The following is a 22883-nucleotide window of genomic DNA, read 5'->3' as shown; positions in this document are numbered from 1 at the left end:
GTGGGCTGATCGACTTATCGGACGATCAGGAAATGGGCAGCCAAGTCTTTTTCGGCGTCGGCGTCGAGTCCGGTCAGGTGCGCTTCACTGACTTCCGCCAATCGCACGACGGCGCGACCACGGCGCACCACATCCGACTCACCCAGCGGACCGAAGAGAATCGCCACGGCAGCCTGAGTACCGTCTTCGGCCGCCGGAGCGTACGGCGCAAATTCGCTGGTGGCCGTCACTAAGCCGAGGACCTGGCCCGGGTACAGTGCCGGGCCGGCGGCGACGTTGATCGACTCACGCGAAATGTTCCCGGCGCCCTCGGACAGCAGAAACTCACCGGCGTGGATCGGTTCTTTTTTGATGGTCATGGTCATGGTCTTGCTCCTTTCGCGCCGTGCGCAGTGCCAGAGTGAGCCGCTTGTCGAGCGGCCCAGATCGAGGTGGGATCAGTTTGTTTAGCCAGCACCTTCGGCACTGGGTCGCTGTCCAGTGGCAAGCTGTTGTCGATTTCAAAGCCTTTGCCGCTGCTGACAATCTTGTCGAACAGGCGCGCCCGAACTGCCGCTGCGTCCAGTCCAGCCGCGACGTACTCAGCACTGAACTCCGGCAAGCGTGCAGCCACGCAAAGATCATTCACCGCCTTGGCACGAACCAGGCCAGCCAGGACGATCTCTTCGCTTTCAAGCTTGGTCGAACTGAGCAGTGGCGCGACCAGGTTGCTGATCCCCGCCTCGGTGCAACGCTGGGTGATCATCAGAGCCAACTTGGTCGAGTCGACCACCGGCGGTTCCAGCGGTGGAGTCTCAACCTCCAGTTCCTGATCCGTTTCGGGTGGCTCATCAAGCTGGGCCAGCAGCTCAGCCGGTGCATGCTGGTAACGCTGCAACACGCCACCCTGACCGAGACAGGCCTTAACCTTGATCCCGTCGCCGATTTCATCGGCCAGGCCCAGGGCCAAGGCCTCATTCGCGGTGAGCCAGGTTTCAGCAGCGACCAGCCGCCGCAATTCAACCTCATCAATGTTCGGCGCCTTCGCTTTGTAGGCCGCGATGATGGCTTCCATCGTCTGGTCGAGAACGTCGGCCACCTTGCGGAAGTCTTCGGCATCGCCGGCCGCGTAGGTCCAGGGGTTGTGGATCATCAATATCGCGCTTTCGGCGATGACGACCTTATGCGCGCCGCACACCGCGACGCTGGCGGCACTGGCGGCCAAGGCATCTATCCGCCCGGTGCAACGCGCGCCCAGGCGCCTCAACGCGTTGTGCATGGCCAAGCCGTCGAACAGGTCTCCGCCGACGCTATTGAACGCTGCGACCACCTCCGAGACGCCGTCGTCCATGGCGCGCAGATCCTGCACGAACTGATTGGCCGTCACACCCCAGGCACCGATCTCGCCGTAGACGAATACTTCAATCACCCGCTCAGTGGCCTCGCCACTGGCGTGCACGGCGTACCAGGTCTTGTCCTGCACCTGCACCCGCTGACCAGCGCGGTTGTAAATGCGCGGTCGCGCTTTCTTGCTCATGGTTGCTCCTTGTCGTCGATGGGCTCGACGGCGTCGAGAGTGTTGTAGTTGAGGCCCAGACGCGTGGCCCGGGCGAGATCGGCGGCGTTTTCCGCGTCGACCGTTTCGGCGTCGTAGCCGGTGCGCAGCACCATCTCACTACGCGAGGCAAAGCCCGCTTGGACTTCCATGCGCCGCGCCTGCACGTCCTGCACGGGCTGGATGTAGGCCCAGCCTTGCGGCACCCAACGAGTGCGCAGGTATTCACGTCGACGCTGTGCGTAATCCTTCAGCACCAGGACACCCGACAACACGGCCATGTCCATCCAGGCCGCCCGCACCGGGCGGCAGAGTTGGTGGACGTAGACACCGAATTGCAGTTGTTCCAGACGGCGCCGAAACTCGTTGAGCACCACACGCAGCGCCCGGTCGTTGACCTCGCGCATGTCACCGGTGAGGATCTCGTAAGGCGTGCCTGTCCCCGCCGCTGCAGCCATCAATTGCTGCCGCATGAAGTCCGGGTAGTTGTTGCCCGCGTCCGGCGGTTTGGAGAACTCGACCTCTTCACCCGGCCCCAGCTCCTGCATGGTGCCGGGTTCCAGCGCGACCATCGGCGTGAAGCCGTCGCGATCAAGGCTCAGCGGTTGGCCGGTAACCGGATCTCTGGGCACTGGTCCGGATTCCGGTGCGGGTCGACTGATGAAGCCGGCAAACAGGTTGGCCACCTCTTGGCGGAACAACACCGCGTCGTCGTAGTTGTCGAGACTGCGCAGGCGCTTGAGCACCGGTGACAAGCGCGGTACGCCGCGCAACTGACCCGGCTCGACCGGTTCAAAGATATGCAGCACCTGCGAGGCCGGCACGCGCACCAACTGGTTGTAACCGGCGTTCAGCGACGACGAGTCACGCGGATGCGACAGGTACATCCAGTACGCCACCCGCTTGCCATCCGGGGTGAACTCGATCCCGGCGCGGATGAGGTTGCCGGTTTTGGTGGTCTCAAACTTGTCATGCGGGACGAACTCCGGCGCGAGTATCTGCAGCTGCAGCGGTACCGCGAGGCCTTCGTCCAAACTGCGCGGACGCAACCGCACAAAACACTCGCCCGAGGTTTCAACCGTGCGAGCTGCTAGCGCCTGCTGGCCGTAGAAGTCGGTGCGTTCATCAGCGTCTGATTCATCAACCCAGTCCTCCCAGAGTTCCTGCAACAATTTGCGCAGGACTTCGTCGTCAGTTTTCGGCCGCGGGGTGATGCCGGTTCCGATCAGGTTGCTGACGCGCTTATCGATCACGTTGAAGGCATACGGGTCATTGCGAACCGCCGCCCGGGAGCGCGAACGCAAGTTACGCAGTGCCGGCGTGTTGATGCTGTTGACCCCGTTGTCGGGAGCATCCCAGCCAGTGGATCGTCGGCCCTCTCCAGCACCTTCGTAACTGGCCTTGATGTTCGACGGCAACACGAATCCGTTACGGGTCAGCGTCGGATAGTGGCGGGCCATTACACTCCTTTGCCTCCGTGGGTCAACCGAACTACACGCGAGCGCGGCCCGGCTGAGTTGACCAGCGAAGTGCGGATCTGATCGCGCGCCTTGAGCAGTTCGTCGATGGTGCGGTATTCCACGGTGCGGTCGGTGTAGCGCACGACTTTTTCACCGCGTGCGATAGCCGCCTCTACTGCGTCGAGGTGCTTCTGGGTAAAGGACATATCAGCGTCTCTTCAGGTAACCGCTGGTGGAGCTGCGGCGTTGAGGTGGCGGCGCTGCCGGCCGCGATGGCACGATCGGCGCAGTAGGTTGTGGAGCCAATTGCGGTGCAGCAACGGGGGTTGCTTGCCCAGTGTTGCTGACGCGTTCACCTTGAACGGGCTTGATACCCAGGGCTTCGTCAAACAATCCGGACTGCGCCAGAGACTGACGCACCCGTTCCCAGTCGTGTTCCTTGTAGCGGTTGAGACCCAGGTAGTGCGCCATGGCCAGGCAATACACCATTAAGTCGAGCGCTTCGTTACGCTCGGCCTTGCCCTTGACCCACTCGATGCGCTTGTGGCCGCGTATGTAGCGCGCAACCTTGCGTTCCGCGACGCACTGGTCGAAAAAGTCGTCCGGCAGGTCATTGGCAAAGTGCAACGCACCTGGCCCGGAAGGGAACGAATAACGGTTGTAGATCCAGTCCTTGGCCGTGTCGGTACCGACGAACCACAGCTCGGCGCCGTTGCGTTCGGTCTGGCCCTTCCACGTCACGTCAACCATCGACGGGCGCTGAGCAATCACCGGTTTCCCGGGTTTGCTCGCGCCCTTGATGGCGAACACATTCCGCCAGCGGCGGACGCGGCAGAACTGATAGACCTCATCGGTGTGGTGGCCACCGGAGTCGACAGCGGTAGCCAGAACGCCCAAACCAACACCGCACGGATGGCGATACTTAGCTTTGAGCAGTTCGTCCAAGGCCGCCCAGGTGCGTTCGTCTGCGGGATCCCCCGAGACCACCTGGTAATCGACGACCCAACGCTCCATGCCGACGCCCCAACCCATCGCCATAAACTCCAGACGGTTGGCCTGGACGTCGACGGAGCCGGTGATCATCAGCACCGCCGCCGGCAGTGAGTCGAGGGTGAAGCCTTCCAACCGCGCCCGCTGCCTCAGCACATCGGCTTTGGTTTGCTCTTGTGCGCTGTCCCAGACCTTCGCCAGACGGGTGTTGTAAAACACCTGCATCGGTTCCAGGTCGCCTTTTGCCTGGGCCTTCTTGGCCTTCTCGAATTGTTTGGCCAGCGACTTCCAGTCCATCCAGCCCAGCGGCGAATACAGCGCGTTGAGGTGGAAGCCCACCGTCTCGCCATCGCCTTCGGCATGGGCACGCCACTCGCCTTTGGTGAGCATCTCGCCCTTGTGGTACTCATCGATCAGTACGTCGCACTCAGGCCCGGCGCACTGGTAATGCACGACACTAAAGTCCTTCGAGTAATGCAGTCGCTCCCACTCAAGGATTTGCATGTGCCCGCAGCTCGGGCATGGCACGTAGTAGTAACGCTGGTCGCTGCCCTCGAACAGGTCGGAGATCCGCGAGGCGCCCTTGATCGTCGGTGAGCTGGAGAAGTAGAACTTGGCATTACGGCCGAAGGTACTGCCTCGGGTTTCCGCCAGCTCGATAGGGTCGCCCTCTTCGCCGATGTCCACTTCCCAGCGATCGATCTCGTCGCCGTAAACGTAGCGCGCCGACAGCTCCGAGAGGTTGGCCGCCGAGCCGGCGGTGGTGACGTACAGCGAACCACCCTCGAACTCCTTGGTGTCCATGGTGTTGCGTGAGTCTCGTGAACGGCTAGACGCCACCCGTTCACGCAATACCGGCGTGGCCTTGATGGTTTTACCGATCCGCGACGACACCCGCTTGGCCAGGCCGAGGCTCGGTAGCAGAGTCAGGATATTGGACGGCGCCATGTGGATCAGACCGCCGATCCAGTTCAAGGCGATCTGCGTTTTCATCAGCTGCGAGGCGACCATGGTGATCACGCGTTTGCAGGGGTGAGCCGGTGACAGGCAGCGCATCGGCTCGCGGGCATAGGGCGTGCGGGACGTGCGGTACTGGCCTGGCTCAGCGGCACCAGTGTCACGCGGGATACGCATGTACTCGTCGGCCCACTCATCGACCCAGACGTCCGGGTCAGGATGCAGCCCACGAAAATACGCCTCCCGGTACACCTCAGCACCGTCAGGGATTTCCGTGGGCATGGGTTTAACTCGTGGTCAGGGCGTGTTCAAGATCCGCCGAGGACAAGCGTTCTGCATCCTCAAGCGAGCGACGGATAGCGGCGGTCAGGTGCTTTTCGATCTGCCAGGGGTCGGTCATGACGGCCAGTTCCGGTGCCAGTTGCGGGGGCATACCCAGGAGTTGATCCCGCAACAGGCGGCCGGCGTTGAAGGCGCCGGTTTCCACGGCGATACGCTCGACCAAGGTGCCCTGCTGTTTGTGGAAGTTGGCTTGCTCTTGCAGGGCCAGGTAGTGCTCGCGCAGAGCCCGAGACTTTTGGAAGTCCACCGCCTGCCCGACTGGCAGCACCGCAGGTTCTTCGACGGCGATTTCAGCCTCCTTTTGAAGGCGAAGCCGTTCATGTCGGTTGGCGACAGCGGCTTTGCTTGGATCGGCGGACTCGGCCAGCAATGCTTCGGTGGCTTCCAACTCCACCTTGCCATCGTCAGTCAGGACCAACCGATCCTGATTCGCCAACTTGGACACATACGATTTCGCCCAGCCGCGCCGTGCTGCAAACTCCGTTTTGCTGATTACAGTCATGATGGAATGTCCTGTTCACCTAATGAATACGGGGGGTTCACCTGTTCACCCCAGTTCACTAAGCTGGTGAACTGTCCGCTAACACTTTCCCGCGGGTTTCCGACCCCGTACCCCCGGAATGCCCCCAGGGTCCCCGGCAGTTTTCGGCGCCCCGAAACGGTGCATCACCCCTGATCGCCACCTGCGGGTGGCACTTCGCAGACGCCCAGTCGCTTGGCGGCCCAGCGTTCGTACAACCCGATGGCAACATCGGCCCCCGCCATCGCGGTCAGGCAGCCCATCGCTGATGCGGTCCAGATCGAAACCCCGGCGGCGTGCAACAACATCATGGTGGACAGTCCGCAACCAACGCAGGCACCGGACCGAAGCGCTAACCGCCGTAACAACGCCCAGCCCCGCGCCCCATCCTTGTCGGCTCGCCACATCTCGCCAGATACACCGCCGACCAGGGCCAAGGCGATCACTAACCAAATCGGCATCTCTGCCAGCGCTTGCTGTTCGTTCGTCATCGCCCTACCCCATAAACGCAAAAACCCGGCGCAATGGCCGGGTTTGGTGTGTGGTGCCTGCCGCTCTCTGCGGTCGCACCTATCGAAGATGACTACTTTTTACAGGTGGATTCCGGTGGCAGCAACCCCACTTTAATGCCACCCGGTGAATATGTGGGTAACGCAGGGTGAACGCCTAGGCAATGTCGGTGAATACACCACCTCGGCTATCTGTTGCTGTTGCGTTGTCCCATTTGTCCCACCTTTCAAAATCGAAGTGGGACGCCTGAGAGCGCCTAAATTCGGGGCGTCGCCCCACTGTCCTACTTTTTTATCTTCTTTCTCGTGTAAAGAAGGGAATTCAATAACACGCGTGCGCGCCACGGGCGCGTGCTGGTGCCCGCTCCGCTCACATGGGCGGGAGGCTCCAGCAGGTGGGACGGTGGGACAGCCCAACAATGACAAGGCCCGCGCTTGTCCCACTACGTTAAAACGAAGTGGGGCAAGGCGGGCCAGTGGGACAACAACAGTCGGAACCATGCCTAGGGTCACGCAGCCTTCCCCATCAACATGCCGGCAATGCACAAATGCGCTTCATGCAAACGCTGGTAATACGTATCGCGGCTGCACCCGCAATGGGTGTATTTCTGCGACAAAAAGCTTTCGTGATTGCAATAGTGCTCACGCACGACCACCGACAACTGCGGTGGCAGGTGCTTGTTCACAATCAGCTCGATATCCGCCGACTCATCCAGCAGCACACGGCTGCCGCGAGTCCCGCGAATCAACTCCCCCTTGCACTCCATCAACATGGCAATCATGTTGCCGCCGCCCAATTCCGACCCGCCTTCGCGTTGGCTGTGCAGATCCTCGGCCCATAGCTTCAGCATCTCGTCGATTCGCTTAATCAAAGCAAGGCTCCTCGAACTCGATCCGCTGCAGCGCAGGAACACCACCCCAACCTACCGGTTTCTTGTAAGCCCAAGGCCGCTGCCCGCTTTTCACCAGCGCCGGCATGCGGGTACGCCGCCAGCCGAGACGGTGCATGATCGCCCCAACACGCATCTGCTCAGGCTTGCCCCAGTGGCCGAAATCGAGCTTCAGGGCGTTGGTCAGCACCTCACTGCCTGATGTGGTTTCGCCGATCTGCGACTCCTCTAACCAGGTCAAGATCGGGCCTTCCCACTCGTCCACCACAAAGCGCTCGTCCTGTGCCTCGGCGAACATCGGAGCTTCATCAGGTATCACCCACCAGATATCACCCGCCTCGTAGCAAAACATCGCCTCAGCCCAGAGCTGGTCGCGGATCTCGCGCAGTTTCTCCAGATCGACCTTGGTACAAGCCACCGGCCAATAACGCCGGTTGCCGGTGGCATCCTTGAGGTATTCATCCTGGTTGGTGGTACCCACGAACACACACTGGCGTGGCACGTCGTTCGTTCTGCGGCCGTAGCTCTCGCGATAGGTATCGGTGGACGCTGAGAAGAACTGCTTAGCCTTGGTACTCTCGGCCTTGTTGAAGCTGTCCAGCTCCCCTAGCTCGACAATCCATTTGCCCCGAATGGCCTGAAAACCGTCCTTGTCGCCGAGAGCAAAAGGCGTGTCCATGAACCACTCGCCGCCGAGGATGCTCATCGCCGTTGATTTACCGGCCCCCTGTGCGCCCTCGAGGATCATCACCGAGTCAGCCTTGCAGCCAGGCTTCATCACCCGAGCCACCGCCGATAACATCCAGCGCTTCCCCACCTTGGCCGAGTAGTCGCTGGACTGGACGCCCATCACATCGCTCAGCCAACTCTCCAGCCGAGGGACACGGTCCCAATCCAGCTTTCCCAGGTACTCACGCACCGGATGAAAGGCATGGTCATGAGCAACCACACTCACCGCCTCAATCACATGGGACGACTTCACCCGCAGGTTGTATTGCTGCGCGAGCCACTTCATCACCCGGACATCATCAATATCCGCCCAATCGCCAGTGCCGCCGCCATAGGGCGCAGACCGCAGCTTGACGAGCTTCGAACTGAACGCGCTGTAGCTGATCACCCCGGCCCAGCGCTCGTCATTGCCAAGAATCAGCTCGACGTTCTGCATGTGCGCGATCAAGGCGCCGCTTTCGGTGCGGGCCAGCTGATCCTTCCAGCCCCCAGCAGCCGGCGGCTTAACCACCGCCAACACCTGACGGCGGACCGCTTCCAGACCCTCGGCAACATGCAGGTCATTGAAGTCGGTCCATTTGTCCTCGCGCTCAACCGAGAAGATCGGGCCGACAACCTGGCCACCGACAATCAACGCGGCATTGCTGGCTTTCTCTTCACCGGGGTTCCAAGGCTCGCCATTCGGGCGTTTGGTTTTCCAGTCATCATCGCGGCAGGCTATCAGTGGGCAGCCAGGAAAACGCTCGCGCATGGCCTTGCAGACAGCGAGCAAGTTGCCCGCATCAAACGCGACGGCCACCGTCAACGAGGTCGCCATATGCAGGCTAGCGCCTGTCGCGTAGCCCTCACACACCAGCACCGGTTCGCCCGGTTCTGGGTGAGGTCCGATCAGATGAAAGGCGCCCTCTTTCGACATGCCGTAAGGCCAGTAGGATTTGTCGCGACCGGTGTCTTCCTGCTTCTCGGGATAGATCACCTGCAAGCCGACAATCTGATCCCGGGCGTTACACATAGGCACCAAAAACGCGCCTGAGCGCGGTGCGTAACGAACGCCGAAACCGACAATTTGCTTTCGATCCAGATAGGCACTACGGCCCTTCTCCGGCATACGCTTGAACATCCCGGCCGCGCGGTTCGCCGCTCGACGTGCCGCATTGGCGGCGATCTCGGCGGCGCGGCGCTTGGCATCCTCCTGACGAGCACGCATGACCTCGCGCTCTTCCGGACTCATGCGCCCGGTCTTGACCTTGATCTTCTGCGACTCGCCGGAGCGCCAGTCACCGAAGCTACCGAAGATCAGCGTTTCGCCCTTCTCCGTGCGGTGTTCGTGCACCACATACCAGCCGTTCTTTTCCTTGCCCTTGTCCTGCGAAGTCTTGCAGCGGGTCAGCTTGCCGAAAATCAGAGGCTGCGCCGGCTCAAGGCCATAGTCTGCGAATTGACCGAGAACCTCATCGAGCATGTCGAGCCTCCAACACTTCATCAACGGCCTGACAGGACACACAGTAAATGCAACCTTGAACGGCGAGCCGTCGAGCCTCTGGGATCGGCTCATCGCAGTTATCGCAGAACATAAAAGAGTGAGGGGCAGACGCAGGTTTGGCCGCGTTACGAGCCGCCAGTGCCTGATCGATGCGCTCTTGCACCAGGTCATTCGCAAAATCAGCGATATCAGCCACGGTCCGCCCCCCGAGTTGTCTGGTTGACGTAAGAGGCCCGGTTGAACATCCCCAGCAGCCCCTGAATACCACGGAAAACCTGCAAGCGGATCTCGGCCAGTTCGTGGTCAGTCACTACACCATCGCCAATGCTCTTGGCCCAGGTATCAGCCAGATCGGCGACCTGCCGGAAGTACGCGGCAATACCTGTGGTCAATGTCTCGGGCATGTCATTGGTGTACGCCTCGGCCAACTCTTGCCAGGTCGTATCCCCCACCAACGCATGCACCGCATCGAGAATACGGCGGTCCTTGGTCAGTTCCAGGATCTCGCCAAACTCCTGAATGTTCACCGTGTGACTGGGGTGGGTTGGAGAAAGCTTGTGCTGCAGCGTGGTGGGGTTTCTGCCGGTGGTGGCGGCAATTGCAGCAGCGCCACCGGGGTAATCCCGAGCAGCATGGTAAAGCGCTAAATCGAGCGGCAGGACTTCCCGCTGCGCCCGATCTACACAACTCAGAGCGATTCGGCTCATGGCATTAATCCTTACAGGTTGCCAGTGCCCGCGGCGTGCAGTGGTGATACATTTGCCGCGTGGCTTGAAGAGGCCCAAACGCCGGCTAGATCCTCAAGATCAAAACCGGCACCGTGCCGAGGCAAACGATCCGTCGTTCACCTCTGGCGCAACAGCTGCCCAATCTGTGGTGGAGAAGGCAGCAACTCCAAGGCATCCGTGCCTTGGCAGCGCGATAAAGGTCGGCGGTGCGCATGTGGTGTGCCTGCCTATCTTTATCGCGACCCGACAGCACTGTGGTGGTGTGTGCCGGGAGGAACTGGGCGGCCTTTGGGTCGCCTTTTTTCTGACTATGCTATGCAGCAGCCTTCTGTGGTGCGGATGCATTCAGCAACCAGGCAGACTCAAACGGGTTGCCCTTCTGCTTTGCAGCTGTCGCCAACAGCACTGCGTATTTCGTTTCACCGGTGTAGTCGGTTCGCGGCAGGCTGGCTGCCAGGCGCCACTTGTTCAGCGCCTGATAACTCCTGTCGCACACCTTGGCGGCGGCCCCAATGCCGCCTACTGCCTCAAAAGCGAACGCGATGGCGTTCGGAAAATCTGCGGGGTCCAACATGGCAACCTCCATTTATCAACTCGGAGTTGATATTAAACATCAACTGACTATTGCGCAAGCTCCGTGGCACTCTCAACCTATGGTTGATAAAAATGCACTACGCGCCGCTTTCAGCTCGCGCTTACACGAAGCCCTCGACGATGCCGGCGTACGCAGCCGGGGTCGCGGCGTGGACATCCAACGTCAGTTGAAGATTTTGGGGGTCGATAAGACAACCCAGGCGGTCAGCAAGTGGCTGAACGGCGAGGCAATGCCCGAGGCGGACAGCATGACTGCGCTCTGCTTCTGGCTGAAGGTGCGCCGGGAGTGGCTGGAATATGGTGTGCTGCCTAAAGAGAAGATCATTGTAAGTAATTTGCATCGGCACATTGGCCGCGAACAGAGCAACATTAGCGAAGTCACGCAACGCTTTGACAAGGTCCCACTTATCTCTTGGGTTCAAGCTGGCGCCTGGTGCGAGGCAATCTCAAATTTTGAGCCTTACGATGCCGACACTTGGCTCTCTTGCCCTGTACCAATTAGTTCGAACGGATACGCGCTTAAAGTTATGGGCGATTCGATGACTAACCCTGGGCCAGGCCGTAGCTACCCAACGGGATGTATTATCTTCGTTGATCCCGAGGCAGAAACTAAAACGGGGGATCGAGTTATTGCCAGAGTTCCTCGCACGAATGAAGCCACGTTCAAGATTTTAGTCGAAGATGCTGGACGTCAGTTTTTAAGGCCCATCAATCCGCAATACCCAATCATTGATATTACGGAAGAGACTCATATTTGTGGAAAAGTCGTTGGGTCGTTTATTCCAGAATAATTTAAAAATCCTCATTCACGCACAATTCGGGCACTCCCAATGGATGCGTTTCAGAATTAAAGAAATATAAGTCTTTACCATCCAGCTCTCGCATCAAACGTGTTTTGAACGAAATTATGTCAATCTCACTCATATGCGGCCAGACGCTTACTGCTATTCTTTCAACATCACTGTCGCTTATCGCATCAAGTATATGCTGATCATAGTTCTGATGGAGCGAATGCCCCATCACCACTAAATTGCCCGCCAAAGTGCTTAAACGACTATAACAAAATCGAAGATAATCATTCCTCTTAATTCTTGAGAACTTTGATGCAGAACTACCTTCGGAGATCATTAAAGGTATTTGCTCGGGATGATCTAGATCGAACAAATCCGACAGACGCTCAAAACCCGCGCCCACCAATTTCTTAGTAGTTCCATCAGGTTTCTCAATCAAATGCACCGCACCATGGAGATAGTAAATCACCGTTTTGTCGCGAGGCACACCAACATCATTCAAATCAAAACTATTATTCCCTCCCCAAAAAAAGTCTCTAAAATCGTACGAATCCTTCATTATTGCCCAGTAAGGAATTAGATCATAATTGGTAGTAAAAACATCCTTGTACTCAGCCAAAATGGTATTTATATTTCTTAAACCACGAAAATCAGGGGGGACGTGCGCATAGTTTATCGCCGCAGACAATGAGTCCTTGGTATTAACATATAGATCTTCAATCTGATCAGATTGAGGGGAGCCCAACTGACTATCCACTAGGTGAGAGTGGTAAAGAATTCTTAGAACGTCCTCGAAATTTGACGTCCCAAGATGGTCGAAAAGAGCCAACGACTCTCTAACCAGGTGAGGAACCACCTCGACTCTTTGTGCCACACGAAACAAGCTAGGATAATTAAACTCACCCCAAATATTTATACTGAACCCATTCCCCAACAACAAAGATGTCCATTCATCATCGTTAACTTCCGCCCAATCTAACAGTCTCGAATCTACACCTAGCCGCCCCATAATTGCTTCCCTTCACTATCCAAACGGTCAAATTATTAAAGCTGAGCATTCCTTGACGCCTGCTGTTTCTGAAGAGGCTCAGCCCTGCGATATAACGCCTGTAGCTCCCACTTTTTATCTAACTTAATATCAATTTGGCCAATTCGCATGTGAATCCCTAGCACGATGTGTAAGTAGCAGATGTATCACATGGCCTAAAAAGCCACCTTATCGCCATCATAGAACCTGTATGTTTCTGAATACAACCACTTGGTCCCTTCCTCCCAGCAGGTCGCACGACGCCAAGCAAGGAATACCAATTTTTGGTTGTTGACACAAATCAACCATTGGTTGATATTTATCTCACTCTTCCACCACAGAGCGAGGTAAAACCATGCACACCACAGCCACCCTGCACGTCCACCCGGCCGCTGCTGACCCCTACCGCATCTTCGAGATTCGCCGCTTGGCCCGCGAATCAGGCTGCGCGTTCATCGCCACCAAACCAAAACTGAAAACCCGCACCACGCCTACACCTTTCGACCCGAACGGCGGAGGGCACGCAGCATGAGCAAATTCAAGCTGGATAACCGCACCCTGCAATTGCTCAACGCCCAGGTCAATCTGAGCGAAACCTTCAATCACACTCTGCGATCCACTCCGCAGCGAGAAGTGCTGTCGTTCCGCCTGAAGGTTGAGCGCAGTAAATCAGACACGCTCTTCACCGTAGAACTGGGCAGCGAGCGCCACACGTTGACCCTGCCGAACACCCCGAAGATGCACCTCAAGCTGGCCGACTTCATCGAAGAGATCGTCAATGGCCCCTTCGATCCTAACAACCCAGCCGACCTGCTGATCCTTCCTCACGCGAGCCGACGCTATGGCACCTTTGATGTCGAGCACCGGCAGCAGGTATTCGAGCTCGTGCGCACTGGCGGCGCGCTGAGCCTCGACCTTGGCTTCGAACTACCAATCCATGTCGCCATCCATCGCAACCAAACGCGCACCGGCATCACCACCATCATGAGCATCGGAGTGAAACGCCCGCGCACCAAGTGCTTCACTGTGTGCGGTACCGAAGTCGAGATGTATGAAATGGTTGCCGAATCCATCAACCACTTGGCTGCCGTGGCGACTCCCGCGGCGCATGCAGCTTAGGGGGACAGTCATGGAACGTACCTTAGCTCAAGCCGCCAAACATCTGGGCATCACCCGGCCCAAACTGATCAGCCTTATGCGTAAAAAAGGCCTACTCAACGATCGCAACCTGCCGGCCTATCCGACCCGCGACCGCGAGTACCTGCGGATCAAGGACAGCAACTGGTACCACGACCAACTAGGCATGCAGTACAGCCAGTCAACCCGGGTGAAACAACCCGGCATCCTCTGGCTGGCCGAACAACTGGGGCTCGATCTACCAGCTATCCCGCTAGACAACCGTGACGTGGCCTAGGGAGTACGCCCGCCAGATCATCGCCATGCGCACACGCGAGGAGCGCAATGCCGCGCTCCTCGAAGTGCCGGAGCATCTGCGGGAGCTGACCAAACGTCACTGCCTGAATGCCTGGAATCACCCGGCAAAAACACAATGCAAGGAGGCTCAACAAGCCAATGACTAACACCAGCCAGAGCCCATTGCGTCTACTGCCAGCACCCAATACGGCCACCGTCGAGTTGCTCTACCGCACCTTCGGCGACGTGCTGATCCCGCTGGAAAAAGTGCGCGAGCAGTACTTCCGCAACCTCAACGAGCAATCGTTTGTAGCGGAGATCAACAGCGGCCGGATTCAGCTGCCCATCACCACGCTGGACACCAGCCGCAAGGCGCCGAAGTACGCACACATCCGGCATGTCGCGTCACTGATCGACATCCGTGCCTACAAGGCGGATGAAGAGATGCTGCGACCGCAGGACGAACCAACTGAGTAAGACCAACAACCCAAATGGCTGCCACCACCGGCCTATTGGAATCACCAGGAGCACACCACATGACTGCAATTCAAATCTACGCATTGATCGGACTCATCATTACCGCCGGCCTTCTTTTCTGGTTTGGCTACATGGTGGGACGTAGCGATGGCCTGACCGTCGGCATACAAGACGGGAAGGACATGCAACGCGCCGATAGCGCCAGGACCGTCCGCGAACTAGAAGCATCCCTTCAGTTCATTCGAGCCGACCATAAGCAGCTTGCGCACCTCTGCAAAAAACTGAAGGACAGCCAGATCTTTGGTCCGAAAGAACACCAGTCCCTGTTGGACATCGCCGAAAAACTGAGAATCGCTGCCGAGACATTCAGTGCATTTCGCACCGGTAAAAAACTGGAACGCGATTCACTCGCCCTCCGCGATCAAGCGCTTGCCATGGCTGCCCTTCTGGAACCAGTAGCACAGGAGGATGCAGCATGAGCCGCCCTACTCCAATGCTGCGCCTGCCCCCACAGGTAGCCGGCGCACTACAACAGCGATGCAGCAAAGCCACTACCGAGCTGCTGGAGCTGACCCGTTACCGTAAAGAGTTCGACCGCCAGTTGGCCACGCTAATCGGCACAGACACCCTGCGCAAATTGCACAAAGACACCAAGAACGCGCTGCTGCTGGCCGATCTGGTCAAGGAGGCCGCATGAGCCAGATTCTGACCTATACCGGCAAGCGCTTTGATCTGTATGAGCCTGATGCGGACCTGATTGATCCACGCGATATTTCCCATTCGCTCGCGCATCTGTGCCGCTTCAACGGCCACACCCGCGAGTTCTACAGCGTGGCACAGCATTGCTGCATGGTCGCCGACCTGGTGCCTGAAGAGGACAAGTTGGCAGCACTCCTACACGACGCGACCGAAGCTTATGTCGGCGACATGGTGCGGCCGCTGAAACAATGGATGCATGCCTACCAGGACGTCGAGCAATGGATCTGGGATCGCATCTGCACCCGCTTCAACCTTGAACTCGAACTACCAGCATCCGTTCGCCATGCAGACCTTATTGCACTCGCAACCGAACGCCGTGACCTCATGCCCGCCGACCCGGCCATCTGGGATTGCCTGATCGACATAGAACCCACGGCCGAAATCATCCGTCCATGGTCAACCACCGAAGCACGGCTGAGCTATCACCAGCACCTGATGGACCAACTCGCTATCGAACACCGGAGGAAAGCGGCATGAAGATGGATCTGCACACCACCCAAGCATCGACCGCTTTGCTCTGCAACGCTAACGACGTCGACACGCAAAAAACAAAGAGTCTCTGCTGCGCAGCAGCAGGCATTACTGCTTCTATCAGCGCCACTGCCGAGGCACTTATACCCCACGAAAAGCTGCGCGAGGCAGCCACACCCGATGCAACGCTGATCGCTCAGAATTGCCCGCCCGCGCAGCCTGTCGTGGGGTATAAGCCTCTTCTGCGTGATCAGGAGACTCCAGAACAATCAGCCGCCAAAGCAGCCCAAATTGACGAGCGCGTCGAGTTCGAGAAGGAGTTTCCAGTACCTGAAGGACTGCAGTACTGCAAACAACGCGGGACGTACATTACGTCACCTGGTGCGTGTACATCCGACAAGTTCGCCCGCGAGCACTATGCATACAGAGCGGGCTTTGGAGCGTGGTCGCGTCGTGCTTCGAAGCGTACCGTTTTAGACAACCCGCAGCCTGTACGTGGAGCCAACCCGCTACTGACCGTGGCCCAGCAGGAGACTCAGGCATGAACACTGCCTTTATACTGATGGCCCAATACAACGGCCGAGCGATTATCCCACTGGAGCAGGTGTGCAAAGACTACTTCACGCACCTGACCACAGATATGTTCCAGCGCAAAGTCATGGCCGGTCAAATCAAGATCCCGATCACACGTATGGAGCCAAGCCAAAAAAGCGCGAAAGGCATCCATATCACAGACCTAGCGACGTACCTTGACCTGCAGCGGGAGGCTGCAGTGAAGGAATGCAATCAGCTCAACGGGTTCCGCCGAGCCAGTTAACTTACTGCTTGCCCCAGGCGCCTAGCTTCACAGGCGCCTGAATGATCCTCTCTAACCACGGCCATTCGGCATAATGGTCACCTCGCCCGCGCAGATGGGTGTATCTGCGCAATGAATTCCAATCCCGATGGCCGGAAACACTGGCCACTCGTGGGATATCCCAGTCCATTTCAAACAACCGGCTCACGCCGTCGTGCCGCAGATCGTGGAAGTGCAGATCTTCAATCATCAGAAACTTGCACGCCTTTGCCCAGGCAGTGGCGATCGATGACGAGTTATAGGGGAAAATCTCTGCACGCTCCTTTGGCATGCTTTTCAGAATGCGCCAGGCTTCATCCGGGAGGTGACACCAAACATCGTTGCCAAGCTTCTGGCCTGGGTTTTTCATGTCCCGCACCATCACCCGCTGACGCTCTTCATCGACATCCTCCCAAAGCATTCGGCCGATCTCGTCTTGCCTACGCGTGGAGAACAACGCGAAGCCGGTGACTTTGAGCATGTTGATCGAACTAGGGCGACGCTGTTGAATACCTACAAAGTGCTCCAGCACCTTATCCAGCTCGTCCTTGGTCGGCCGCCGATCCCGCTCGCGGCTTTTCATGTTGTAACCCAGTTTTCTCAACACCTTTCGAGCGTCTGCCATCGCGTGGATATCGACCTCATACCCCCAAGCTGGCCGTGCAATCGATAGGACAGCCCCAAGGTGCGCCAGATCATTGCCGGCCGTCTGCGGCTGAACACCGCCACCCTCTTTGCTCATACGCCAGAGTGCAAAATCCACCAATCGCTGACTGTTGATGGCGGAATCAACGGTCTGGCCAAACTCCGTCGCCGCGATAGCATTTAGAGTGGCTTCCTTGGTTTTACCCAGCGGCCGGACTTTCTCCATTTCATCCAGGTACTGCTTGATCATGTCCTGTACGGTGACGCCCTTGCGGTTCGCTCGCTCAATCGCACCAGGCTGATCTAGCTCTGCCTCACGTCGCCGCACCCACGCTTGTGCCGCCTGTTTCCGGGCGAAGGTCTGGCTCTCTTGGTAGACTTGCGCTCCATCGCGAAACAGGCGTATCTGTGCCGTGTAACTGACTGAGCCATCGGTGCGTTTTCGTGCTCTGATCGTTGCCATAGTCGACTGGTACAATTCCGAAAGTGATTGGTACATTGTACCAGTGCCATCGAAAAAACGCCTGAAAACGCCTAAAAACACGCTATAAATACGTTGAGCCAAATGGTACCAAACACCCACTCCAGCCCAGTAAACTCAAACCATGCGCTATCTCGGCGGTTTTCCGTTGCGCCTATGATGGATTGGACCGATCGTCACTGCCGTTTTTTCCTGCGCCTACTCTCCAAGCACGCTCTCCTCTACACAGAAATGGTCACCACCGGCGCGTTGCTCAACGGCGATCACGACCGATTTCTGCGTCACAACGAAGCCGAACACCCGCTCGCCCTGCAACTCGGCGGCAGTGTGCCGCTGGACTTGGCCGCCTGCGCGCGAATGGCGCAGGAGCACGGTTACGACGAGGTGAATCTTAATGTCGGCTGCCCGAGTGATCGGGTGCAGAACAATATGATCGGAGCGTGCCTGATGGGGCATCCGCAGTTGGTGGCCGATTGTGTGAAGGCGATGCGCGATGCGGTGTCGATTCCGGTGACGGTGAAGCACCGCATCGGGATTAATGGGCGGGACAGTTACGAGGAGTTGTGTGATTTCGTCGGCACGGTTCGGGATGCCGGGTGCACGAGTTTTACGGTGCATGCGCGGATTGCGATTCTGGAGGGGTTGTCGCCGAAGGAGAACCGCGACATTCCACCTCTGCGTTATGACGTGGCGGCGCGGTTGAAGACGGATTTTCCGGAGTTGGAGATTATTCTCAACGGCGGGATCAAGACGCTGGAAGCCTGTCACGAGCATTTGCAGACGTTCGACGGTGTGATGTTGGGTCGTGAGGCCTATCACAACCCTTATGTGATGGCCGAGGTGGATCAGCAACTGTTCGGCAGCACGGCGCCGGTGATCAGCCGTGCCGAGGCGCTGGCGCAGTTGCGGCCTTATATAGCCGCGCACATTGATGCGGGCGGCTCGATGCACCATATCACTCGGCATGTGCTGGGGCTGGGCACCGGGTTTCCCGGGGCGCGCAAGTTTCGGCAGTTGTTGTCGGTCGATATTCACAAGGCTAAAGAGCCTTTGGCGTTGCTGGATCAGGCGGCGGAGTTGCTTGAGGGGCGTTAACGGTCGCTTGGGTTGAACCTGTGGTCTGATTTGGCATCGTATTTACCGATACCGCGCCCCGCCATTCAAACAGCCGTTTTCAGGTTGTTGCCGCTGGGGCCTTCGATACGTACATGCACCCTTGAGTGGCTGTCAGCGCTCGGGTAATGTCATTAGACCCATAGGACAGAGCACGCCCATGACTTCCAAGCTGGAACAACTCAAACAAATGACCACCGTGGTTGCCGACACCGGCGACTTCGAAGCTATCGCTCGCGTTAAACCCGTGGACGCTACCACCAACCCTTCCCTGCTGCTCAAAGCGGCGGCCATTCCCGGTTATGCCGAGTTGCTGAACGCTTGCGTCAGCGACTGCAAGGGCGATGTGGGCCTGGCCAGCGACCGTTTTGGCGTTGCGGTAGGGCAAGAAATTCTGAAAGTGATTCCTGGCCGTATTTCCACCGAAGTGGATGCGCGCCTGTCGTTCGACACTGACGCCGTATTGAAGCGTGCGCACCGTCTGATCGACCTGTACGACAAGGCCGGCATTGGCCGTGACCGCGTGCTGATCAAGATCGCTTCCACCTGGGAAGGCATCCGCGCTGCCGAAATTCTGGAAAAAGAAGGCATTCAGACCAACCTGACGCTGCTGTTTTCGTTCGCTCAGGCTGCGGCGTGTGCTGATGCAGGGGTTTTCCTGATTTCGCCGTTCGTAGGTCGCATCTACGACTGGTACAAGAAGGCCAACGGCAACGACTACACCGGCGCGGATGATCCGGGCGTGCAGTCGGTGACACGCATCTACAACTACTACAAGGCCAATGACTACAAGACTGTGGTCATGGGTGCGAGCTTCCGCAACCTGAATCAGATCGAGCAACTGGCCGGTTGCGACCGCCTGACCATCAGCCCGGATCTGATTGATAAGCTGGCGGCAGACACTGGCAAGCTGGAACGCAAATTGGCGCCGGGTCACGCTGGTGAAGCGCGTTTGAGCTTGAATGAAGCGCAGTTCCGTTGGTTGTCCAACGAGGACGCGATGGCGACCGAGAAACTGGCTGAGGGTATTCGTCAGTTCGCTCGCGATCAGGAAAAGCTTGAGGCGTTGCTGCAAGCCAAGCTGTGATTTGATTTAGCTTGATGCAAAAAGGGCGAACACCTTGGTGGGTTCGCCCTTTTTTTGCGTTGAATTTGGGTAGTGGCTTCGCGCTGAAAGATGTGGTGATTGTTATGGCGCCTTCGCGAGCAGGCTCGCTCCCACAGGAGATTTTTTGGGGAGCCGGGATGGTGTGTTCGACGCAAGACTAATGTGGGAGCGAACCTGCTCGCGATGGGGTCTTCGGACCCACATCACTTCAAGCAATCAATGACGTTCCAGCGCATTCACCAGATCATGGAACGCTTCACGATTAGAGTCGTTCAGCCCCATGAGGATCTTGTGCGCTTCGAGCACTTTGATCCGCACCACTTCTTCGGACTGATCCTGGTCTGGCAGGTCGGTCAGGCACTCAGGGCACGGGATCGGGCGGTCAACGATGTTGAACACTTGCTCGAAGCCCATGGACTGCAGCAGACGGGTGATGTCTTCGTGGGTGGTGACGACGGTCGGCAGCAAGCCGACCTTTTGCCGCGACAGGATCGACAGCTTGGCCAGCAGGCCCAACGTGGTGCTGTCGATGCTGCGGGTTTCGGTCAGGTCGATCACGATTGCGTTGAAGTTCAACGCCGTGAAGATCCGCTCAATAGTCGCATCCAACGCCGAACACAGGGTCAGGCGAACTTCACCGACGAACTTCAGGACGAAGGTGCCATCCTGCTCGGCGAACTGGATTCTACCGGTACTCATTAAAGATTCCTGCTCAACACCAACAGGGCGATATCATCCGGCATCTCCCCTAGCGTGGCCAATCCAAAAACCTGCCGCAGACCATCCAGGCTGCCGCCCGCTGCCTTGACCCGTTGGGGCAAAGCCGCTTCTTTTTCTTTGAGTGTAGGTTCTGGCAAAAGGTCCAGAATGCCATCGGACATCAGCGTCAGGCTGAACGTCGGCGGCAGCTCCAGTACGTGATCTTCGTAGGTGGCTTCATTGAAGAGGCCCACCGGCAGACCACGCCCTTCCAGATAACGAACACTGTCTGGCGTGTACAACACAGGCAACGGCAAATGACCACCGATGCTATAGGTCAACAAACCTGTCTCCTCGTCGATGACTCCACCGACCATTGTGACGTGTTTACCCAGCTTACAACTGATCAGGCCTCGGTTGATATGACCAAGGACCTCTGAAGGTTTGAATTCCGGCAATGTACCGCTGCGCTTGGATTCGAACAGCAAGCGCGTGGTCATGAACTTCAGCAGCACGGTAACGAAGGCTGAAGAGGCGCCATGACCGGAAACGTCCGCCAGGTAGAAGGCTACCCGACGCTCGTCGACCCGAAAGTAGTCGACGAAATCACCCGACAGGTACAGCGACGGGATGATCTGGTGAGCAAACTGGAACTCGTCGATGGTCCAGGGGCTGACCGGCAGCATGTTCATCTGCACCTGGCGACCGGCGTTCTGGTCTTCCTGGAGCAGGTTCAGGCTGGCGGCGAGCTCGCGGTTGGCCTTTTCCAGCTTCTCGCGGTAGCGCTGGTTTTCCAGCAACAGGCGCGCACGATCCAGGGCCCGGCGCACAGAGTGCTCGAGCACAGCCAGATCTTCGAGAGGCTTGATCAGGTAATCCGCAGCGCCCAGGCGCAGGGCCTCGACCGCGTCGTTCATCACGCCGGCGCCCGAAACCACAATCACCGGGGTTTGTGGTGACAGCTCGGTGACCTGGCGAATGAGTTCGAGTCCGCCCATCTGTGGCATGCGCAGATCGCAGATGACCAAGTCGGGCTTGTCTTGCTCGAATACCTGAAGACCCTGCTGGCCATTGCTGGCCTGCAAGACGCTGAAACCACTGTCTTCCAAATAGGCGGCGAGGCTCGCGCGCACTACTTCGTCATCATCGATTATCAGCAGCGTGGCACTGGTTTTTGGCATGTGGGCAAACGGCGCCAGAATTAGGTTGGCGTAGCAGGCAGGGGCTTTGTCCCGGCTCACACTACTGGATTCGCTTTCTAGCCTCTCTACTGCACTGTTTTCGAGCATTTGCCCTACACACAGGTACACCAGAGGTGCCCTTCTAAGGCGCAGACGGTACTCCCATCCGCGGGGCGTTTCAAGCTCACGCCGATGGTCGCTTGACGTCTTTCCATTTCAAATCACCGGGAGTTATAAGAACCGGCAAAACCGTAACGTAATGGAAGGTTAAAAACCCACGAGCCAAACCGGTCAGGAAAGCCAAACGAAAGAAGGCGGCCCACTGGGCCGCCTTCTTCGTTTTACCGGTCGAGATCAAAAATCGTCTTCGACCTGACCGTCTTTGACCTTGAATTCGCGGTTCTGCAAGTACGCATTGCGGATGAAGGTGTACTTGTCGCCGGTGATCAGCTTCTCGCTCGACAGCAGGCTGGCGCGGGTGTCGATGATGTTCAGGCCGTAGATCGAGTTACGCACGGGAATGTCGTTGATGTACGGGTACGGGCCGGTGTAGCCATCGACATACTTGGACGGCGCGTCACGCAGCGTGCTTGGACCCAACAACGGCAACATCACGTAAGGACCGCTGCCTACGCCCCAGTAGCCGAGGGTCTGGCCGAAATCTTCGTCATTGCGTTGCAGGCCCATCTTGGTGCCCACATCGAAGAAGCCCAGCAGGCCGAAGGTGGTGTTGAAGATCAAGCGTGCGGTGTCGACGCCAGCGGCGGCCGGTTTGGCCTGCAAGATATCGTTGGCAAGGTTGGTGACGTCACCGACGTTGCGGAACATATTGTGGATGCCGTCTTCAAGGAACTGCGGCGTCACGAACTGATAACCCTGGGCCAAAGGCTTCAGCGCATAGGTGTCGAGCACATCGTTGAACTTGTAGATCGGGCGGTTGATGCTTTCCCAAGGGTCGTCTTCCGAGGCTGCCTGTGCAACGAACGGAACCAGCAATACGCTGGTAAACACACAAAACTGAGCTAGATGATTGCTCCAGCGCATAGAAAAACTCCTTGGATTGTACTGGCGCGGGCGCTTGGCCCAAGCGTTAAGCGGGCTAGTATAAGACGGAAAAGCCGCTTTAGGCAGCACCGCGCACAAGGTA

General features: G+C 57.9%; 30 protein-coding genes. 13 read left to right on the top strand and 17 right to left on the bottom strand.

Translation table 11 applies throughout. From position 1 onward, the window contains the following. Positions 1 to 14: 14 nt before the first annotated feature. The 12 genes from KGB03_RS07310 to KGB03_RS07255 form a co-directional block, all read right to left on the bottom strand. Positions 15 to 359, bottom strand: coding sequence for a head decoration protein (locus KGB03_RS07310; protein ID WP_192407230.1), 345 nt, complete (start codon positions 357 to 359; stop codon positions 15 to 17). Positions 360 to 361: 2 nt separating this feature from the next. Next, complete coding sequence (locus KGB03_RS07305; protein WP_223526681.1) at positions 362 to 1516, bottom strand: head maturation protease, ClpP-related; 1155 nt, start codon at positions 1514 to 1516, stop codon at positions 362 to 364. Beyond that, positions 1513 to 2994 carry a phage portal protein gene (locus KGB03_RS07300; protein WP_223526680.1) on the bottom strand — a complete coding sequence of 494 codons (1482 nt, stop codon included), beginning with the start codon at positions 2992 to 2994 and terminating at the stop codon, positions 1513 to 1515. Before KGB03_RS07300 ends, KGB03_RS07305 begins: the two co-directional genes overlap by 4 nt. Then, positions 2994 to 3200, bottom strand: coding sequence for a phage head-tail joining protein (locus KGB03_RS07295; RefSeq protein ID WP_223526679.1), 207 nt, complete (start codon positions 3198 to 3200; stop codon positions 2994 to 2996). Before KGB03_RS07295 ends, KGB03_RS07300 begins: the two co-directional genes overlap by 1 nt. A 1-nt stretch (position 3201) precedes the next feature. Then, positions 3202 to 5223 (bottom strand): phage terminase large subunit family protein, encoded by a 2022-nt coding sequence (locus tag KGB03_RS07290; RefSeq protein WP_223526678.1) that lies wholly within the window; start codon positions 5221 to 5223, stop codon positions 3202 to 3204. Between the two features lie 4 nt (positions 5224 to 5227). Beyond that, positions 5228 to 5785, bottom strand: coding sequence for a terminase small subunit (locus tag KGB03_RS07285; protein ID WP_223526677.1), 558 nt, complete (start codon positions 5783 to 5785; stop codon positions 5228 to 5230). Positions 5786 to 5949: 164 nt separating this feature from the next. Continuing rightward, the gene (locus KGB03_RS07280; RefSeq protein ID WP_223526676.1) at positions 5950 to 6294 is read right to left on the bottom strand and encodes a phage holin family protein; all 345 of its coding nucleotides are present in this window, start codon (positions 6292 to 6294) and stop codon (positions 5950 to 5952) included. Positions 6295 to 6821: 527 nt separating this feature from the next. Then, on the bottom strand, positions 6822 to 7184 hold the full coding sequence (locus tag KGB03_RS07275; RefSeq protein WP_223526675.1) for a hypothetical protein: 363 nt from the start codon (positions 7182 to 7184) through the stop codon (positions 6822 to 6824). Beyond that, positions 7177 to 9393 (bottom strand): VapE domain-containing protein, encoded by a 2217-nt coding sequence (locus KGB03_RS07270; RefSeq protein ID WP_223526674.1) that lies wholly within the window; start codon positions 9391 to 9393, stop codon positions 7177 to 7179. Before KGB03_RS07270 ends, KGB03_RS07275 begins: the two co-directional genes overlap by 8 nt. Then, entirely contained in the window at positions 9383 to 9610 is a 228-nt protein-coding gene (locus KGB03_RS07265) for a TraR/DksA family transcriptional regulator (RefSeq protein WP_223526673.1), read from the bottom strand. Before KGB03_RS07265 ends, KGB03_RS07270 begins: the two co-directional genes overlap by 11 nt. Next, entirely contained in the window at positions 9603 to 10121 is a 519-nt protein-coding gene (locus KGB03_RS07260) for a phage regulatory CII family protein (RefSeq protein WP_223526672.1), read from the bottom strand. The genes KGB03_RS07265 and KGB03_RS07260 overlap by 8 nt, the downstream gene beginning before the upstream one ends. Positions 10122 to 10455: 334 nt before the next feature. Beyond that, complete coding sequence (locus KGB03_RS07255; protein ID WP_223526671.1) at positions 10456 to 10716, bottom strand: hypothetical protein; 261 nt, start codon at positions 10714 to 10716, stop codon at positions 10456 to 10458. A 79-nt stretch (positions 10717 to 10795) separates the two neighbouring features. On the opposite strand from KGB03_RS07255, the gene KGB03_RS07250 reads away from it, so the two are divergent. After that, the gene (locus tag KGB03_RS07250) at positions 10796 to 11527 is read left to right on the top strand and encodes a LexA family protein (protein ID WP_223526770.1); all 732 of its coding nucleotides are present in this window, start codon (positions 10796 to 10798) and stop codon (positions 11525 to 11527) included. Between the two features lies 1 nt (position 11528). On the opposite strand, the gene KGB03_RS07245 is transcribed toward KGB03_RS07250, so the two are convergent. Beyond that, positions 11529 to 12536 carry a DUF4917 family protein gene (locus KGB03_RS07245; protein WP_223526670.1) on the bottom strand — a complete coding sequence of 336 codons (1008 nt, stop codon included), beginning with the start codon at positions 12534 to 12536 and terminating at the stop codon, positions 11529 to 11531. Between the two features lie 373 nt (positions 12537 to 12909). On the opposite strand from KGB03_RS07245, the gene KGB03_RS07240 reads away from it, so the two are divergent. Genes KGB03_RS07240 through KGB03_RS07195 form a run of 10 tightly spaced genes read left to right on the top strand, consistent with a single transcriptional unit; the run spans position 12910 to position 16491 of the window. Next, positions 12910 to 13086 carry a hypothetical protein gene (locus KGB03_RS07240; RefSeq protein ID WP_223526669.1) on the top strand — a complete coding sequence of 59 codons (177 nt, stop codon included), beginning with the start codon at positions 12910 to 12912 and terminating at the stop codon, positions 13084 to 13086. Then, a complete protein-coding gene (locus KGB03_RS07235) occupies positions 13083 to 13673 on the top strand; it encodes a hypothetical protein (RefSeq protein WP_223526668.1) in 591 nt (196 codons plus the stop codon). Before KGB03_RS07240 ends, KGB03_RS07235 begins: the two co-directional genes overlap by 4 nt. A gap of 10 nt (positions 13674 to 13683) precedes the next feature. After that, entirely contained in the window at positions 13684 to 13968 is a 285-nt protein-coding gene (locus tag KGB03_RS07230; protein ID WP_223526667.1) for a phage antirepressor KilAC domain-containing protein, read from the top strand. Between the two features lie 25 nt (positions 13969 to 13993). Next, complete coding sequence (locus tag KGB03_RS07225; protein WP_223526666.1) at positions 13994 to 14134, top strand: hypothetical protein; 141 nt, start codon at positions 13994 to 13996, stop codon at positions 14132 to 14134. Next, a complete protein-coding gene (locus KGB03_RS07220) occupies positions 14127 to 14444 on the top strand; it encodes a pyocin activator PrtN family protein (protein ID WP_223526665.1) in 318 nt (105 codons plus the stop codon). The genes KGB03_RS07225 and KGB03_RS07220 overlap by 8 nt, the downstream gene beginning before the upstream one ends. 59 nt (positions 14445 to 14503) lie before the next feature. Then, a complete protein-coding gene (locus tag KGB03_RS07215; RefSeq protein ID WP_223526664.1) occupies positions 14504 to 14923 on the top strand; it encodes a hypothetical protein in 420 nt (139 codons plus the stop codon). Then, positions 14920 to 15141 carry a hypothetical protein gene (locus tag KGB03_RS07210; RefSeq protein ID WP_223526663.1) on the top strand — a complete coding sequence of 74 codons (222 nt, stop codon included), beginning with the start codon at positions 14920 to 14922 and terminating at the stop codon, positions 15139 to 15141. The genes KGB03_RS07215 and KGB03_RS07210 overlap by 4 nt, the downstream gene beginning before the upstream one ends. Continuing rightward, positions 15138 to 15680 (top strand): phosphohydrolase, encoded by a 543-nt coding sequence (locus KGB03_RS07205; RefSeq protein ID WP_223526662.1) that lies wholly within the window; start codon positions 15138 to 15140, stop codon positions 15678 to 15680. The genes KGB03_RS07210 and KGB03_RS07205 overlap by 4 nt, the downstream gene beginning before the upstream one ends. Then, positions 15677 to 16219: a hypothetical protein gene (locus tag KGB03_RS07200; RefSeq protein ID WP_223526661.1), complete on the top strand. Its 543-nt coding sequence runs from the start codon at positions 15677 to 15679 to the stop codon at positions 16217 to 16219. The genes KGB03_RS07205 and KGB03_RS07200 overlap by 4 nt, the downstream gene beginning before the upstream one ends. Further along, positions 16216 to 16491, top strand: a complete 276-nt coding sequence (locus KGB03_RS07195) for a pyocin activator PrtN family protein (RefSeq protein ID WP_223526660.1) — start codon at positions 16216 to 16218, stop codon at positions 16489 to 16491. Before KGB03_RS07200 ends, KGB03_RS07195 begins: the two co-directional genes overlap by 4 nt. Before the next feature lies 1 nt (position 16492). On the opposite strand, the gene KGB03_RS07190 is transcribed toward KGB03_RS07195, so the two are convergent. Continuing rightward, positions 16493 to 17617 carry a site-specific integrase gene (locus KGB03_RS07190; RefSeq protein ID WP_223526768.1) on the bottom strand — a complete coding sequence of 375 codons (1125 nt, stop codon included), beginning with the start codon at positions 17615 to 17617 and terminating at the stop codon, positions 16493 to 16495. Between the two features lie 102 nt (positions 17618 to 17719). On the opposite strand from KGB03_RS07190, the gene dusA reads away from it, so the two are divergent. Next, complete coding sequence (dusA, locus tag KGB03_RS07185) at positions 17720 to 18730, top strand: tRNA dihydrouridine(20/20a) synthase DusA (protein ID WP_223526659.1); 1011 nt, start codon at positions 17720 to 17722, stop codon at positions 18728 to 18730. Positions 18731 to 18908: 178 nt separating this feature from the next. Next, positions 18909 to 19835 (top strand): transaldolase, encoded by a 927-nt coding sequence (tal, locus tag KGB03_RS07180; RefSeq protein ID WP_008151357.1) that lies wholly within the window; start codon positions 18909 to 18911, stop codon positions 19833 to 19835. 237 nt (positions 19836 to 20072) lie between these two features. On the opposite strand, the gene rssC is transcribed toward tal, so the two are convergent. The 3 genes from rssC to KGB03_RS07165 all read right to left on the bottom strand — a co-directional run bounded on the left by rssC (position 20073) and on the right by KGB03_RS07165 (position 22780). Further along, positions 20073 to 20555, bottom strand: a complete 483-nt coding sequence (gene rssC, locus KGB03_RS07175) for an anti-sigma factor antagonist RssC (RefSeq protein WP_007935262.1) — start codon at positions 20553 to 20555, stop codon at positions 20073 to 20075. Next, on the bottom strand, positions 20555 to 21736 hold the full coding sequence (gene rssB / locus KGB03_RS07170) for a two-component system response regulator RssB (RefSeq protein WP_010456296.1): 1182 nt from the start codon (positions 21734 to 21736) through the stop codon (positions 20555 to 20557). Before rssB ends, rssC begins: the two co-directional genes overlap by 1 nt. Positions 21737 to 22090: 354 nt before the next feature. Beyond that, entirely contained in the window at positions 22091 to 22780 is a 690-nt protein-coding gene (locus KGB03_RS07165; RefSeq protein WP_218537381.1) for a VacJ family lipoprotein, read from the bottom strand. Positions 22781 to 22883 lie beyond the last annotated feature (103 nt).

Source organism: Pseudomonas sp. BF-B-26 (assembly GCF_019956495.1).
Lineage (GTDB): Bacteria > Pseudomonadota > Gammaproteobacteria > Pseudomonadales > Pseudomonadaceae > Aquipseudomonas.
The sequence above is the reverse complement of the archived record's forward strand: the minus strand, read 5'-3'. Positions and strand labels throughout refer to the sequence as shown.

Bases quoted from the DNA above. Each gene is read 5' to 3' on its own strand.
- KGB03_RS07310 (WP_192407230.1), bottom strand. From the start codon at position 359: ATGACCATCAAAAAAGAACCGATCCACGCCGGTGAGTTTCTGCTGTCC.
- KGB03_RS07305 (WP_223526681.1), bottom strand. From the start codon at position 1,516: ATGAGCAAGAAAGCGCGACCGCGCATTTACAACCGCGCTGGTCAGCGG.
- KGB03_RS07300 (WP_223526680.1), bottom strand. From the start codon at position 2,994: ATGGCCCGCCACTATCCGACGCTGACCCGTAACGGATTCGTGTTGCCG.
- KGB03_RS07295 (WP_223526679.1), bottom strand. From the start codon at position 3,200: ATGTCCTTTACCCAGAAGCACCTCGACGCAGTAGAGGCGGCTATCGCA.
- KGB03_RS07290 (WP_223526678.1), bottom strand. From the start codon at position 5,223: ATGCCCACGGAAATCCCTGACGGTGCTGAGGTGTACCGGGAGGCGTAT.
- KGB03_RS07285 (WP_223526677.1), bottom strand. From the start codon at position 5,785: ATGACTGTAATCAGCAAAACGGAGTTTGCAGCACGGCGCGGCTGGGCG.
- KGB03_RS07280 (WP_223526676.1), bottom strand. From the start codon at position 6,294: ATGACGAACGAACAGCAAGCGCTGGCAGAGATGCCGATTTGGTTAGTG.
- KGB03_RS07270 (WP_223526674.1), bottom strand. From the start codon at position 9,393: ATGCTCGATGAGGTTCTCGGTCAATTCGCAGACTATGGCCTTGAGCCG.
- KGB03_RS07260 (WP_223526672.1), bottom strand. From the start codon at position 10,121: ATGAGCCGAATCGCTCTGAGTTGTGTAGATCGGGCGCAGCGGGAAGTC.
- KGB03_RS07255 (WP_223526671.1), bottom strand. From the start codon at position 10,716: ATGTTGGACCCCGCAGATTTTCCGAACGCCATCGCGTTCGCTTTTGAG.
- KGB03_RS07250 (WP_223526770.1), top strand. From the start codon at position 10,796: ATGGTTGATAAAAATGCACTACGCGCCGCTTTCAGCTCGCGCTTACAC.
- KGB03_RS07245 (WP_223526670.1), bottom strand. From the start codon at position 12,536: ATGGGGCGGCTAGGTGTAGATTCGAGACTGTTAGATTGGGCGGAAGTT.
- KGB03_RS07240 (WP_223526669.1), top strand. From the start codon at position 12,910: ATGCACACCACAGCCACCCTGCACGTCCACCCGGCCGCTGCTGACCCC.
- KGB03_RS07235 (WP_223526668.1), top strand. From the start codon at position 13,083: ATGAGCAAATTCAAGCTGGATAACCGCACCCTGCAATTGCTCAACGCC.
- KGB03_RS07230 (WP_223526667.1), top strand. From the start codon at position 13,684: ATGGAACGTACCTTAGCTCAAGCCGCCAAACATCTGGGCATCACCCGG.
- KGB03_RS07225 (WP_223526666.1), top strand. From the start codon at position 13,994: ATGCGCACACGCGAGGAGCGCAATGCCGCGCTCCTCGAAGTGCCGGAG.
- KGB03_RS07220 (WP_223526665.1), top strand. From the start codon at position 14,127: ATGACTAACACCAGCCAGAGCCCATTGCGTCTACTGCCAGCACCCAAT.
- KGB03_RS07215 (WP_223526664.1), top strand. From the start codon at position 14,504: ATGACTGCAATTCAAATCTACGCATTGATCGGACTCATCATTACCGCC.
- KGB03_RS07210 (WP_223526663.1), top strand. From the start codon at position 14,920: ATGAGCCGCCCTACTCCAATGCTGCGCCTGCCCCCACAGGTAGCCGGC.
- KGB03_RS07205 (WP_223526662.1), top strand. From the start codon at position 15,138: ATGAGCCAGATTCTGACCTATACCGGCAAGCGCTTTGATCTGTATGAG.
- KGB03_RS07200 (WP_223526661.1), top strand. From the start codon at position 15,677: ATGAAGATGGATCTGCACACCACCCAAGCATCGACCGCTTTGCTCTGC.
- KGB03_RS07195 (WP_223526660.1), top strand. From the start codon at position 16,216: ATGAACACTGCCTTTATACTGATGGCCCAATACAACGGCCGAGCGATT.
- KGB03_RS07190 (WP_223526768.1), bottom strand. From the start codon at position 17,617: ATGGCAACGATCAGAGCACGAAAACGCACCGATGGCTCAGTCAGTTAC.
- dusA (WP_223526659.1), top strand. From the start codon at position 17,720: ATGGTACCAAACACCCACTCCAGCCCAGTAAACTCAAACCATGCGCTA.
- tal (WP_008151357.1), top strand. From the start codon at position 18,909: ATGACTTCCAAGCTGGAACAACTCAAACAAATGACCACCGTGGTTGCC.
- rssC (WP_007935262.1), bottom strand. From the start codon at position 20,555: ATGAGTACCGGTAGAATCCAGTTCGCCGAGCAGGATGGCACCTTCGTC.
- rssB (WP_010456296.1), bottom strand. From the start codon at position 21,736: ATGCCAAAAACCAGTGCCACGCTGCTGATAATCGATGATGACGAAGTA.
- KGB03_RS07165 (WP_218537381.1), bottom strand. From the start codon at position 22,780: ATGCGCTGGAGCAATCATCTAGCTCAGTTTTGTGTGTTTACCAGCGTA.